The following is a 13,149-nucleotide window of genomic DNA, read 5'->3' as shown; positions in this document are numbered from 1 at the left end:
GCCGCCAAGCACTGGCCAGCGTCGCTCAGCTCGCTGCTAGGCGCAGCCGGCAAAGGCGAACGCTGAAGTCGTCCGGGTCGTTGCTGATCGTGAAACCGAGGCCGGCCGCGAGCCGCAGCATCGGCTGGTTAACGGCGAGTACGAAGCCTTCCATCTCGTACAGCCCGCGTCGTCTGGCCGCCTCGATCAGCGCGGTCATCAGCACGCGCCCGAGCCCGCTGCGGCCGTGGTCGGCGGCAACGGTGATGGCGAACTCGCAGCGCGATGGATCGTTCCCGATCATGGCGATGCAGGTTCCAACGATGTCGATCCCGTCGGGCGCCCGAACCGTCGCCACGATGCCGATCCCATGCTCCGGGATTGTGGCGAGCGCCTTGCGCAACCGCTCGACATTCGGTTCACTCACGCTGCGCATGAAGCGCATGTAGCGGGCATCCGCGCTCATGCGCGCGAAGGCCTGCAGGAGTTCCGATTCGTCGGAGGGGCTGATGGCACGCAGGTGCACGCTGCGTCCGTCGCGCAGGGTGGCGTCGAAGGGGGCGAAAGTGTCGTTCATCGTCGCAAGCTCCCGATCCAGGCGGACGTGCTGCAGCCAGCGGCGGCGTCATCCGGCCGCTTGCGTGCCCAGGCGCATCATACCATCGGCGGCAAGGGGTCAGCGCTGCCCGGTGCCGGTTTTTCCGGTTCTCGCGTACCAGGCGATGAAGTCGCCGACGGCCAGCGGCGGCGAGAAGTGGTAGCCCTGACCCCATTGCACGCCGGCGGCGCGCAGCGCCTGCAACTGGGCGTCGGTTTCGATGCCTTCGGCGACGACGACCAGATCGCTGGCCTGCAGGAGTCCGGCCAGGCTGCGCAACCAGTCCGGGTGCGGGCACTCGGCGGTAACCTGGGCGGTCAGCAGGCGGTCAAGCTTGATGATATGGAAGTCGCAGCGCGAAATGAGCGCCAGATTGGTGCCGCTCATCGTCACGTCGTCGAGGGCCAGCTGGATGCCGCCGCGATGCATGCTGTTCAGGGCCATCAAACCGAGTCGGTCGGGAATTCCGCGCTCGGTCACTTCGAGAATCAGCTGCGAGCGAAACTCGCCGAGACCGGACTTGCCGGCGGCGTACTCCAGGCCGCCGCGACCGAGGATTTCGGGCGGTACATTGAGGCTGAGGTGTGCCTCGGGGTGTGTTCGTAGCCAGCCACCGACTTCCACGGCCAGGGTGTCGATCAGCCAGTAGGTGATCAGCCCGGAGAGCGGGGTGTTCTCCGCCTGCGGGATGAAACCGGCGGGAAGGACGACGGCGCCATCAGGGCGCCGCCAGCGGATGAGCGCCTCCGCCCCGAGGCAGGTCTGATCGCCGAGGCAAACGATGGGCAGGTACTCGATGAAGAACTCCCCCTTGTTCAGGCCATCGCGAATCGCGTTCAGCTCGGTCGAGGCTAGGGTCATGCGCTGACGGTCCTGGCAGGGGTCATGTTCCGGCGGCGATCAGCTTTCGTCCTCTTCAACGGGGTGTTGGCTCTCGTAGTCGCGGCCGTAGAGGACGGTCAGATCGGCCAGGCGTTCGGCGTGCCATGCCTTGACCTGATCCCAGCGATAACGCCATTCCCACGATCCCTCGCCGACACTCGGCTGGTTCATGCGGTGCGCGGTATCGAGGGCCAGCGCATCCTGCATCGGTATGACGCAGAACTGGGCCACCGAGGAGAAAGCGAGACGGATCAGATACCAGCACAGCTCTTCGCTGTTTTCACTGCCCACGCCGAGATAGGCGTGCACGCGCTCCTTCTCCTTCTGTTCGAGCGATTCCCACCAGCCGCAGGTGGTGTCGTTGTCGTGCGTGCCGGTGTAGACGACGGTATTGGCGTCGTAATTGTGCGGCAGGTAGGGGTTCCTTGCATCGTCACCGAAGGCGAAGTGGAGGATGCGCATGCCTGGCAGGCCGACGTCCTGGCGCAGCTTTCTGACCTTGTCGGTGATGATGCCGAGGTCTTCGGCGATGATCTTCAGCCTGCCGTTCTCGTCGGCCAGTTCGCGACGCATGGCGGCGAAGACCGCTTCGCCTGGCGCCGGTTGCCAGACGCCGTCGATCGCCGTTTCGGCGGCGGCCGGGATTTCCCAGTACGATTCGAAGCCGCGGAAATGGTCGATGCGCACGATGTCGCACAGCTTCATCGTCTGCCGCATGCGTTCTATCCACCAGCGGTAGCCCTCGGCAGCATGCGCCGACCAGAGGTAGAGCGGGTTGCCCCAGCGCTGCCCGGTTTCGCTGAAGTAGTCCGGCGGTACGCCGGCGACGACGCGCGGATGACCGCTCTGGTCGAGGTCGAAGAGCCCCGGGTTGGCCCAAACATCGGCGCTGTGCCCGGCGACGAAGATCGGCAGGTCGCCGACGATCTCGACGCGATTGGCGTTGGCGTAGGCCTTGAGCTTCGCCCACTGCGTGAAAAAGCACCACTGCGAGAATTTCCAGAAGTTGATCTCTTCGCCGTGCGTGACTTCCGCTTCGCGCAGCGCAGCCGCTTCGCGGTGCGCGAGCGCTGCCGGCCATTCCTGCCACAGAGTGCCATTTTCGCCCTGGTGGGCGATATCCAGGGCCATGAACAGTGCGTAGTCGTCGAGCCAGGCGCGCGAATCGGTGCAGAACCTGTCGTAAGCCGCGTGCTCGCGCGTCTTGCTGCCGGCGAAGAAGCGGCCGGCGGCACGCCGCAACTGGCCCATCCGGAACGGCCGTACGCCGGCATAATCGATGCGCTGCTCGGGAAAAGCCGGCGCTTCGGCGAGGTCGGCTGCGCTCAGCCAGCCGGCTTCCCGCAGGCTTTCGAGGTTGATCAGCAGTTCGTTACCGGCGAAAGCCGACGGGCTGGAATAGGGCGAGTTTCCCGGCCCGAGGCCGGTCAGCGGCAGCAGCTGCCACAAAGTCTGCCCACCGGCGACCAGCCAGTCGACGAAGTGAAATGCCGCAGCGCCAAGGTCGCCTGAGCCGTGCTCTCCGGGGAGAGACGTCGGGTGCAGGAGAATGCCGCTTTGGCGGGGGGGTGAGTTCATCCGGGTCCTTTTTATCTAGGCGAGGGCCGTTGCGCTCTGGTGAGCGACCGATGACGGCCATTGGGTGCGTTGGTCGGTGCCGCGGTCTTCTGGCGGCCGAGATGGGCAGAAAAGACGATGATCAATCGGGCAGTCGCGTAATCTTGTTTCCCTGCAGGCCAATCCCGGCCATCAGCCCGCTTTGGCCAAAGATCAGCGCGTAGATGTCGTCCCTGGCCGTTGTCGAGGTCAGTGATTTGGCCATGCCCTGGTCGACCACCACAATGGAGGGGCCGACGCCGACTTCGAAGCCTTCGTTCTCGCCGAGGGCCTTGAGCGCGCGGTCGTTCATGAAGAACATGGCATAACCGTACTGCTGCGCTCCAGCTTGCAGTCCATACGATGCGCCGGATGTGTTGTAGTAGCCAGTGGCTTTGCCGTCTGTGAAAAGCACGCCGTCTCCGTATTGCCCGCCGACGATGAGACCAGCCTTGGTGATCTTCGGAAAGACGAGGACGGCGACCGCGTCCCTGGACAAGGCCTTGGCGACGGGCTGCTTGGCGATCAGCTTCTGATAGGCCTTGCGCGCGTCTCGTTCGAGTGCCGAATGGTCTGCGGCGAGGGTGACCGTGGAGGCCAGCGTCGCGCTCATGGCGGCAAGCAGCAGCCAACGGCATGATGACGAGAATTGTGACAAAAATGTTCTGTTCATGGCGCTATCCCGGCGGAGGTGGTTGTGGAAAGTTCGTGTACGCGGCGTGTCGAAGCGTGATCATAAGCCAAAGTCTGCCCTTGCGGCTTGCCGCGACGACGCGATCTCGTCCCGCCGCCATGGCTTGCCCAAGCCGTTCGCGGTTGCGCAACGATACGCTAGAATGGCTATTCGCGTGCGACGCCGAGCCAAGCCGCTGTCGCCGCGGTTTTCGCGTGAACTTCGACGCGAGCGTAGTTTTTTCGCCGCTGCAACGCCACTGTCCGACCATAACGAGTGCACGACTACATCATGACCGTTTCGATCACCCTTGCCAGCTGTGCCGAAAGCCGGCGCGCCAATCTTCCTTCACCCGCTGTGGCCGCCTTGCCAAGGGCCATTGTCGCCACGGCGTCGCGCGCGACGCGAGCGGGAGGCTGAGATGGGGAGCGCGATTCTGGTCCTCAATGCCGGTTCATCGAGCCTGAAATTCTCGCTTTTTGACGCCGGCGCTCCTGGCGTCCTCAGCGCCGTCGCCGTCGGCCAGGTCGAGGGACTTGGAACGGCACCGCGCCTCAAGGCCAAGGGCCCCGATGGCCAAGTAATTCTTGATGAGCGACGGAGCACGACGGAAATCGGCAATCACGCGCAGGCATTGCAGGATATCGCCGCGCTCCTGGGTTCCCGCTTCGTCGGCACGAAGCTGGTGGGGGTCGGCCATCGCGTGGTGCACGGTGGTCCGGAGTATTCCGCGCCGTTGCTGATCACGCCCCAGGCCATGCAAGAGCTTGCGGCTTTCGTGCCGCTGGCGCCGCTGCATCAGCCGCACAATCTCGCGGCCATCCGCGCCGTCGAGCAGGCGAGACCCGGCTTGCCGCAAGTCGCCTGCTTCGATACCGCTTTTCATCGCACCCAGAACGAGGTCGCGCAGCTCTATGGCTTGCCCTACGAGTTCTACGAACGCGGTATCCGACGCTACGGTTTCCACGGGCTCTCGTACGAGTACATCGCTGCGACCCTTCCCGAGGTCGCTCCGGAAATTGCCGGCGGGCGTGTCGTAGTCGCCCATCTCGGCAGCGGCGCCAGCATGTGCGCGATGCACAACGGCCGCAGCGTCGGCAGTTCGATGGGCTTTACCGCGCTCGACGGGCTGATGATGGGCACGCGACCGGGCAACCTGGATCCGGGCATCGTCCTCTACCTGTTGCAGCAGGAGGGCATGAGCGCGAAAGAGATCGAGGACCTGCTCTACAAGCGTTCCGGTCTACTCGGCCTGTCCGGTATCGGTAACGACATGCGCGTCCTGCAGGAAAGTGACTCGCCGCGCGCTCGGCTGGCGATCGATCACTTTGTCTATCGCATCAGCCGCGAACTCGGCGGGCTGGCGGCCGTGCTCGGCGGCCTCGACGCCCTCGTGTTCACCGCCGGGATCGGCGAAAACAGCGCCTTGATTCGCCGACTGGTTTGCCAACAGGCGCAATGGCTGGGAATCGACCTCGACCCGCTGGCCAACGAGCAGTCCGTTGCGCGCATCAGCAGCGTCGGCAGCAGGGTATCGGCGTGGGTGGTGCCGACCAACGAGGAATTGATGATTGCGCGTCACACGCGGCAGCTGCTCGGCTTGTAATCACGGCCGCAAGCCAGCGGGCGCCGGGCGCTGCGAGAGCCGTCCGGGTGGCGATGCCTAGTGCGTCGCGGGGACCACGACGGCCGCGTGTTCCGGTGCGTCGGGTGGCAGCGCTTCGTTGCTGCGCGCGTAGCGTTCGATGCCCGGCTTGGCACTCAGACCATGCGCGACGATGCTCATCAGCACCGTGGCCATGACCGCCAGACGGATGGTGGTTTCGCCCGGAAGGTTGGGCTGCTGCTCCAGGTACACCAGGCCCAGCACGATCGACGCCAGGCCGCGCGGGCCGAACCAGCCGAGGAAGAGTACGCTCGCTCGACTGAGTCCGATGCCGGCAACCGCGACGCTTACGGGCAGCATGCGCACCACCGTCAGGCTGAGCAGCGCATAGAGCATGATGGCCGGCGTGAAATCGTGCCAGCTGCGCGCGAAGAGCAAACCGAACAGGAAAAACACAAAGAAGTTGAACAGCTGTCCCCAGCCTTCGGTGAATTCGACGCTGTGCCGCCCGACCTTCGGGAAGCCGACCTGCGCCGCCAGCCCGGAGACGAAGGCGGCGATGAACATGCTCGCTCCGGACTCCTCGGCGGCGAGTATGCACAGCAGCGGCATCGCCACCACGCCAAGCTGGCCAAGCTCGGGCGTCATCCACTGTCGGCGTTGTGCGAGTCCCATGAGCAGGCCGCCGCCGAGCCCGATGGCCAGCCCGATGGCCGTTCCGTAGCCAATCTGTTCGACGAGAAAATGCGCGAGTACGCCACGCGTACCGGCGCCTTCCTCGATCGCTGCGGCGAGAGCGATGAAGAGCATCAGGAAGGGAACGGCCAGCCCGTCGTTGAGCCCGGCCTCGACGTTCAGTGCCTGGCGTATGCGCGCCGGTACCTGCGGGCTGTTGACGATGACCTGCCCCAGGCCGGCGTCGGTCGGCGCGAGGATCGCTGCGAGGATGCCGGCCTCCCACCACGAAAGGTCGGTAAAGCAGGCCATCGCCGTCGCTGCCCCGAGCAGGATGGTGAGCAGCATGCCGGCGCTGAGCAGGCGCACCGGCAAGCTGTGGTTGTCCTGCAACGCTCGCCGGCTGATGTGCGAAGCATCGGTAAACAGGGTCATTACCAGCCCCACTTCCGCGATCAAGAGGAGGGCCTTGCGGTCGAGGGACAGTTCCCTGGACGCTTCGGGGAAGAGCAGCATCAGCGCGCCGGCGGCGGTGAAGAGTATTGGCGCGGTGATCAGCGTGCTCGCCAGCTTGCGCGATATCAGACTGTAGCTGAAGACCAGGACGATGAAGGCAGCGGCGATCGACATGTGGGCGTATTGTCGAGGCGAACAGCCATCAAGCGGGCGCTGACGGTCTGCACGCGACGTAAAACGGGATTGATTCTGATCTGCCCGTTCGTGGCCGTCAAGCAGCGATTGGCATTCATTTGTCACGGTCCGCGCCGGGCCGGAAGCGCTTCTCCGCTCAGCGGTGCACGCTCGTTTTGGCGGCGGCACTGAGGCCGCACGGGGTCAGTCAGGCGGCGCGTCGTGTGCAGCACGCCTGCGCACGCTGGACGAGGATGCGGAAATCATCATGGTCGAACGCGGGCAGCCTTGGCGACGGCTACCGCTACGGCAATCAGCGGCCTTGGCGACCAACACCGATCCTGCGTTTGCCCTTGCCGAACAAGGCGGGGAGGGTCGCTCGTCCACGCGATTGACCGCGATTCATCGACGCCCATATACTGCTTTCAAAATCGTGGGCTTGCGGATCCCCTTGGCGTGGCGCATGCCTGCCGGACGGCCGGGATCTCTGAGGTGGAGGGAAGGTGCCTGAGGGCACGGTTTCTTCTTCCGTTCGCTATCGGGAGGGCTGGCGTCAAGGTGGTGGTTTGGCGGTTTCCCCGCTCCTGCAAGAGAGGCGGGGTACGTCCCCTCGCAGTGTGCCAATTACTCGGAGAACACAAGATGTTCAAGAATATTCTCATTCCCACCGATGGTTCGGCGGTGTCACGCAAGGCCATCAAGGCGGGCATCAAGCTGGCGCAGGCGCTCGGCGCGAAGGTCACCGGTTACTACGGGATCGTGATGTTGCCGCCGTCTGTCTACGGCGACGGCGATCTCATCGAGAAGAATGTGGTGAAAACGCTTGACCGGCTGGCCCGGGCCACGGGCGAGAAGTACCTCGACGAGATCGCTCAGGCCGCTGCGGCTGCCGGGGTCGAGTACACGGGGCTGATCAGCAAGCCGGCGTCGGCGTACGAGGGGATCATCGAGGCAACGAAGAAGAAGCACTGCGACGCTGTCTTCATGGCCTCGCGCGGGCGCAGCGAATTCAAGAAACTGCTCCTCGGCAGCGTCACGCACAAGGTGCTGTCACACTCGACGGTGCCGGTGATCGTCTACCGCTAACGGCGACGATCCGTCGCGGAGGCTGCCTCGTCCCGGCAGCGTTTGCGTCTACGCCTGGGCGTCGGATGACCACAGCCTGCCGGAGCGCTTTTCCCCCTGGCTCGAAGCCTGATCGTAGCTAGTTCGTACCTAATCGTAGGCCCTGTCGTTGGGCGATTTGTACAGCTTCTTGAGCGCATACGAGAGGGCGAAGTTGAGGTTCAGGCCCTTCGGCGGGATCGGTTGCAGGAACCACCTGGCGTAGAGCTTCTCCGCTTCGCCCGAGGTCATCACCTTGGCCAGCGCCTCATCGACGACTTTCTTGAACGCCGGGTCGTCCTTGCGCAACATGCAGCCGTAGGCTTCATACGATTGCGGCGTTCCGACCACCGCCCAGTCGCGGGCGTTCCTGGCTTTTGCCAGTTCCCCGTAGAGCAGCACCTCGTCCATTACAAAGGCCGCCGCGCGGCCGCTTTCCAGGGTCAGGAACGCTTCCCCGTGATCCTTCGCGCTGATGATCTTCATCTTCATGTTGCTGCTTTCGTTCATCTTGCGCAGCAGGCTTTCGGACGTCGTGCCGGCCGTGGTCACGACAGTCTTGCCGGCCAGGTCGGGGAAATCCTTGATCGCCGAGTTGGTCCTGGTCATCAGGCGGGTCCCGACGACGAAGATGCTGTTCGAGAAGGCGACCTGTTTCTGCCGTTCGCTGGTGTTCGTCGTTGAACCGCATTCCAGGTCGACCGATCCGTTTTCGACGAGCGTGATGCGATTCTCGGAGGTCACCGGCAGCAGCTTGATGTCGAGCTTGGTGAGCTTCAATTCGGCCTTGATTGCCGCCACCGCCTTGAGCATCATGTCCTGCGAGTAGCCGACCACCTGCTGCTTGTCGTCGTAGTAGGAGAAGGGGATCGACGACTCGCGATGGCCGAGAGTGATGACTCCGCTATCCTTGATTTTCTTCAGCGTCCCGGTCAATTCCTGCGCCAGGACCGGCGCCGACATCAGGGAAGTGGCAAGCGTTGCCGCAATGGCGAAGCGCCGCGAAATGGTGAACATCGTCTCTGTCTCCTTTGCTATCGGAAAATTGGTCGCCGTTGGTCGGAACGACGGCGGCGAGCGTGTGCGGAGCGTCTCGCGGTGTCCTGGCTAGCCGACCCAGAGAATCCACGGGGTGCCAATGACCAGAAACACCAGGGTGCAGAAACCGGTTGTCGCCAAGCCCAGGCGATAGAGTTCGCTCTGCTTGAGATAACCGCTGGCGACGAAGATGATGTTCTGGCTGCCGCCTTGCGGAGTGATCACCGAAAAGTAGCTGCTCGCGAAGAGGAGCGCATAGGCCATCAGGGCGACCGGAACACCTGACTTCACCCCGACGTCGAGAAAAACCCCGAGCAGTGCCAGAACCTGCGCATTCTGACTGACGAAACCAAAGTGCAGCAAGACGTAGATGACCAGCAAGGCGACGTAGGCGACCGGCCAGGCGAGGCCTTCGAGCCCGACGGCCAGGCGCTCGCCGACGTAGCCCATGAAGCCCATTTCGTTGAGTTGCCCGCTCATGCCAAAAAGCACCGCCAGCCAGATGAAAGTAACCAGTGTGCCGCCCTGCTTGCTCATGTCATCCATGGTCAGAACGCCGGTGATCATCAGCGTGGCCAGACCGGCGAGGGCAATTGCCGTCAGGTTCAGCTTGTAGGGAGCGGCCAGTATCCAGCCGGTGACCATGATCGCGAAGGTGATCGCCGTGATCCACTCGTGGCGTGACATCGGTCCCATTGCCTGCAGCTCCTTGCGTGCGTGCTCTGGCGCGTCCGGGGTGCTGGTGATTCCGGGCGGGAACAGGCGATAGAGCAGCAGCGGCAGCAGGGCGATCACCAGCAGACACGGCACGGAGGAGGCGAGCAGCCACGAGCCAAAGTCGACTTTAAGCCCCTGTTCGGCGGCCAGCGACGCTCCGACCGGATTGCCCGAGGTGGCGGTGAACCACAGCGCCGACGTGATGGCCAGGCTGGCCATGCCGCAGAACATCAGGTAGCCGCCGAGGCGGCGCTTGTTCTCGTCATCGGGGGTCGAGCCGCTGTTCTGCGCCAGCGCCAGGATGATCGGGAAAAGAACACCGCCGCGCGCGGTATTGCTCGGGAAGCCGGGAGCAATGAGGGTATCGGTGATGAAGATGCTGCACGCCAGACCGAGGGTAGATTTCCCGAATACCGTGATCACCCGCAGACTGATCCGCTTGCCGAGTCCGCTCTTGACCACCGCTTGTGAAACCAGGAAAGCCGTCACCACCAGAAGGACGATGGCGTTGGCGAAGGCGCCGTAGGCCTTGGCCGGAGTCAGCGTGTTGGTCAACACCACGATCGAACAGGCGAGCAGAGCCGAGGTGAACAGCGGGAAAACATTGAGGACCACGGAGGTGATCGCCGAGGCGAAGATGGCAAAGAGGTGCCAGGCCTCAACGGTCAGCCCTTCGGGAACCGGCGCGAACCAGAGGCCAAAGAAGAGGATCAGCAGACCCGCCAACTTCACGATCTTTCCCGTTGCGAAAGCGGCTGTACTCATTTTTGACCTCCTGCAGGGGTGGGAGCAACCGCATGGGGCGAGCCAAGGCGCGCCCAGCCATTCAGACCGACGACCCGACCGGTCAGTTCGTTGCCTTCGATAGCACCGAGGCGCTTCCATTTGAAGTTGTATTCGCCGCTTATCCCGGCGTAGCGACCGGTGCCGCCAATGAATTTTCCTTCGATCAGCTGGCCGGGGCCCAGGCCTTCTCCGCTCAACTCGCTGAAGACCTTTTCGCCATGCTCGTCAGTCCATACACTGCGCCCCTGCATGCCGGTGGTGGTGTCGGAAAAGGCGATGACCTGGGCTTGAAAACCGCGATTTATTCGCTCCTTGCCGCTCAGTAACAGCGACCCGCTGAGCTGGAAGACGCTGGCCTGCTGGCCCGGTCCGAGGTCTAGCGCATGGCGACTGCCTATGGTGGTCCAGGTGCCGGTGAAGGTGCGCTTGTCGTCTGTCGCCATCGGCGCCGCAGTCGTCGCAGTCATCGCAGGCGTAGTCGTCGCTGTGGTCGCAGTTGCCGCAGGCGGAGCGTCCGCCTGGCCACAGGCTGTTACCAGGAGAATGCTGAGCAAGGCGATACTTCGCCCGCAATGGCGTGTCGATGATCCGCCGGGTAAACGCATGATCGTGCCTCCTAAGAAAAAAGAAGCGGCAAAAGGCAGGCCTTCGCTTCGCCAACACGTCGGCAGGTGGCCCCGCGCCTTCGGGATTCTGGATCCGAGATTAGCACTTTGCTTTGTGCACGGCGAAGTTTTCTTGTGGCGCCCTTGACTGCGTCGAGGAGGTGCTGATGTCGTAAGATGCGTTCATCGCAGTGACGGAGTGAAATGCCATGGGTATTCTCGACTGGTTCAAGAACCGACCGGCCCAATTCGACCCAGACCGCGTGTCTGACGAGATGATTCGTGGGGCAGTGGACAAGGCGATCGCCTTGACCAACCCGCGTCTCAAGCTGCTGCCGCATTGCCACAAGCGCCTGACGCCGTCGGTCGAGACGACCATCGAATTTCTGCGCGCGCTGGTCCAGTCGCTGCCGGCCGCGCGACCGCTTTCGTCGGCCGTCTGGGCTTCCGATCCGGCTTTGCGGGCGTTCTTCGTCTCGCCGTCGGATATTCCGGCCGTGCTTGGCAGTTCGGACAATCTGCGCACGCTGTTCGACAAGTTTCCGGGCCTTGACGAAGCCTATCTCGTCCTCGGCATGGCGCTCAAGGAACAGCGGGTCTTCGGAATCGCGCTGCACGGAGGGATGGTGCAGCGCGACGTGGCTCAGACCAGTGTCAGCTTCTCTGATCACCGGGCACGCTTCTGCGGTGGCGACGATTCGCGCCTGCGCCGCGTCGTGGGGGTCGGGGTTTACGAATACCTGCTTGCCCAGGCCCTGTCGGAGATCGGCGAGGAGCGTGTCGAAAGGCAGGAACTGCAGGCAAGTCGTTCGCTGATCCGGGCACGCCTGAGATTGCTTCAGCAACACGGTCCGGGCCTGGGGTCGATGTTCGGCGATGCTCCGGCCGCAGCCAGCGAGCAGGCCGGCCTGCAGGCTCAGCTGCTGGAAAACGAGCGACAACTCGAGGTGATGGGGGGCAGTGAGTCAGTCCTGGAAGCGGAACTCGAATGCCTGAAGGCGCTACTCGACAACCCGCAGCGCTATCTGCACGTCGAGCCGCGGCACTTGCGGCTCAGCAAGATGAACGTCGTGCTCGATGAGGCGAGTACGGAGGCTGCTGCTGACGTCGATTTTTGCTTTGCGGAGCTGCGCGGCTCGCCGCCAATGCAGAGAGCCTTCGTCCTGGCGCGCGTCGCGCGCAGCGAAGTGCCCCCGCCGCAGACGATCAATTTTGCCGATGCGAGCCGCTACCTCTGACGGGTAGAGCGTCCCCGGGGGGCTGTGTGCCGGTGGGCAGGGAAAAGACGGAGCCGGTTTCCGGTCGGGAACCGGGCCGCCGAGCGATGCTTCAGAACACCTCCGGAACGTACTTCACGGGATGGTCGCTTTCCTGGTACTTTCCGGCGCTTTGCCGTTTGGGCAGGGTGACTTTCGGCGGCTTCGGAACTTCGTAGGGGATGCTCTTCAGGAGGTGCCTGATGATGTTCAGCCGCACGCGCTTCTTGTCGTCCGAACGCGCCGCGAACCATGGCGCCCACTCGCTATCGGTTGCCGCGAACATGTCGTCGCGCGCTTGCGAGTAGTCGTACCAGCGGCTGTACGACTTGAGGTCCATCGGGGACAGCTTCCAATGTTTGCGCGGGTCGGTGATGCGCGCTTCGAGGCGGCGTGTCTGCTCGTCCATGTCGACTTCCAGCCAGTACTTGAGCAGGATGATGTCGTTCTTGCTGACCATGAGTTTTTCGAACAGCGGAGCCCCCTTGAGGAAGTCCTGCACCTGCTCGTCGCTGGCGAAACCCATGACGCGTTCGACACCCGCACGGTTGTACCAGCTGCGGTCGAAGATCACCACTTCGCCGGCCGCCGGAAAGTGCGGCAGGTAGCGTTGCAGGTACATCTGGCTCTTCTCGCGTTCCGTCGGTGCGGGCAGGGCGACGACACGAAAAACGCGCGGGCTGACGCGGCCGGTGATCGCCTTGATCGTCCCGCCCTTGCCGGCTCCGTCGCGGCCTTCGAAGACGATGATCACCTTGAGTCCCTTGCTGACCACCCATTGCTGGAGGTGGACCAACTCGGCCTCGAGCTTCTCGAGCTCCTTCAGGTAGGTCTTGTTGGACATCTTTTTCGCCGGCGCCGCGGTTTCGCCGCCGGCCGGTTGTGCCTGCATCGCCGGGTTGGAGGCTTGCGCGGACTTGGTTTTCTTTGCTGATTTGGATTTCTTGCTCATCGGTTTCTCCTGGTGGTTGTCAGTGGGGCGGTTGTGCCCGGGGTCAATGCTG

General features: G+C 63.6%; 12 protein-coding genes. 3 read left to right on the top strand and 9 right to left on the bottom strand.

The window, feature by feature from the left end:
- Nucleotides 1–25: 25 nt before the first annotated feature.
- From QZ613_RS07435 to QZ613_RS07420, 4 genes are all read right to left on the bottom strand, one after another.
- Entirely contained in the window at nt 26–556 is a 531-nt protein-coding gene (locus QZ613_RS07435) for a GNAT family N-acetyltransferase (RefSeq protein ID WP_291981906.1), read from the bottom strand.
- Nucleotides 557–655: 99 nt separating this feature from the next.
- On the bottom strand, nt 656–1,438 hold the full coding sequence (locus QZ613_RS07430; RefSeq protein WP_043568528.1) for an EAL domain-containing protein: 783 nt from the start codon (nt 1,436–1,438) through the stop codon (nt 656–658).
- A gap of 39 nt (nt 1,439–1,477) precedes the next feature.
- The gene (gene malQ, locus QZ613_RS07425; protein WP_043568532.1) at nt 1,478–3,037 is read right to left on the bottom strand and encodes a 4-alpha-glucanotransferase; all 1,560 of its coding nucleotides are present in this window, start codon (nt 3,035–3,037) and stop codon (nt 1,478–1,480) included.
- Between the two features lie 121 nt (nt 3,038–3,158).
- Complete coding sequence (locus QZ613_RS07420) at nt 3,159–3,728, bottom strand: lipid-binding SYLF domain-containing protein (RefSeq protein WP_291863551.1); 570 nt, start codon at nt 3,726–3,728, stop codon at nt 3,159–3,161.
- A gap of 421 nt (nt 3,729–4,149) precedes the next feature.
- On the opposite strand from QZ613_RS07420, the gene QZ613_RS07415 reads away from it, so the two are divergent.
- On the top strand, nt 4,150–5,334 hold the full coding sequence (locus QZ613_RS07415) for an acetate kinase (protein WP_291981904.1): 1,185 nt from the start codon (nt 4,150–4,152) through the stop codon (nt 5,332–5,334).
- 57 nt (nt 5,335–5,391) lie between these two features.
- On the opposite strand, the gene QZ613_RS07410 is transcribed toward QZ613_RS07415, so the two are convergent.
- Complete coding sequence (locus QZ613_RS07410) at nt 5,392–6,639, bottom strand: cation:proton antiporter (RefSeq protein ID WP_291981902.1); 1,248 nt, start codon at nt 6,637–6,639, stop codon at nt 5,392–5,394.
- A 642-nt stretch (nt 6,640–7,281) separates the two neighbouring features.
- Here QZ613_RS07410 and QZ613_RS07405 point away from each other — a divergent pair.
- On the top strand, nt 7,282–7,725 hold the full coding sequence (locus tag QZ613_RS07405) for a universal stress protein (RefSeq protein ID WP_043568546.1): 444 nt from the start codon (nt 7,282–7,284) through the stop codon (nt 7,723–7,725).
- Between the two features lie 129 nt (nt 7,726–7,854).
- Here the strand turns inward: QZ613_RS07405 and QZ613_RS07400 are convergent, their stop codons facing one another.
- The 3 genes from QZ613_RS07400 to QZ613_RS07390 form a co-directional block, all read right to left on the bottom strand.
- Nucleotides 7,855–8,760, bottom strand: coding sequence for a glutamate/aspartate ABC transporter substrate-binding protein (locus QZ613_RS07400; protein ID WP_291866571.1), 906 nt, complete (start codon nt 8,758–8,760; stop codon nt 7,855–7,857).
- A 90-nt stretch (nt 8,761–8,850) separates the two neighbouring features.
- On the bottom strand, nt 8,851–10,263 hold the full coding sequence (locus tag QZ613_RS07395) for a DASS family sodium-coupled anion symporter (protein WP_291866567.1): 1,413 nt from the start codon (nt 10,261–10,263) through the stop codon (nt 8,851–8,853).
- The gene (locus QZ613_RS07390) at nt 10,260–10,751 is read right to left on the bottom strand and encodes a hypothetical protein (RefSeq protein ID WP_043568549.1); all 492 of its coding nucleotides are present in this window, start codon (nt 10,749–10,751) and stop codon (nt 10,260–10,262) included. Before QZ613_RS07390 ends, QZ613_RS07395 begins: the two co-directional genes overlap by 4 nt.
- Nucleotides 10,752–11,098: 347 nt before the next feature.
- Between QZ613_RS07390 and QZ613_RS07385 the strand changes: the two genes are divergently transcribed.
- The gene (locus tag QZ613_RS07385; protein WP_043568553.1) at nt 11,099–12,127 is read left to right on the top strand and encodes a hypothetical protein; all 1,029 of its coding nucleotides are present in this window, start codon (nt 11,099–11,101) and stop codon (nt 12,125–12,127) included.
- Between the two features lie 91 nt (nt 12,128–12,218).
- Here the strand turns inward: QZ613_RS07385 and ppk2 are convergent, their stop codons facing one another.
- The gene (gene ppk2 / locus QZ613_RS07380) at nt 12,219–13,037 is read right to left on the bottom strand and encodes a polyphosphate kinase 2 (RefSeq protein ID WP_291866581.1); all 819 of its coding nucleotides are present in this window, start codon (nt 13,035–13,037) and stop codon (nt 12,219–12,221) included.
- Between the last annotated feature and the right edge of the window lie 112 nt (nt 13,038–13,149).

This window comes from Candidatus Accumulibacter sp. ACC005 (assembly GCF_907163215.1).
Lineage (GTDB): Bacteria > Pseudomonadota > Gammaproteobacteria > Burkholderiales > Rhodocyclaceae > Accumulibacter > Accumulibacter regalis.
Note: the sequence above shows the minus strand (reverse complement) of the source record. Positions and strands in the feature narration are given on the sequence as shown.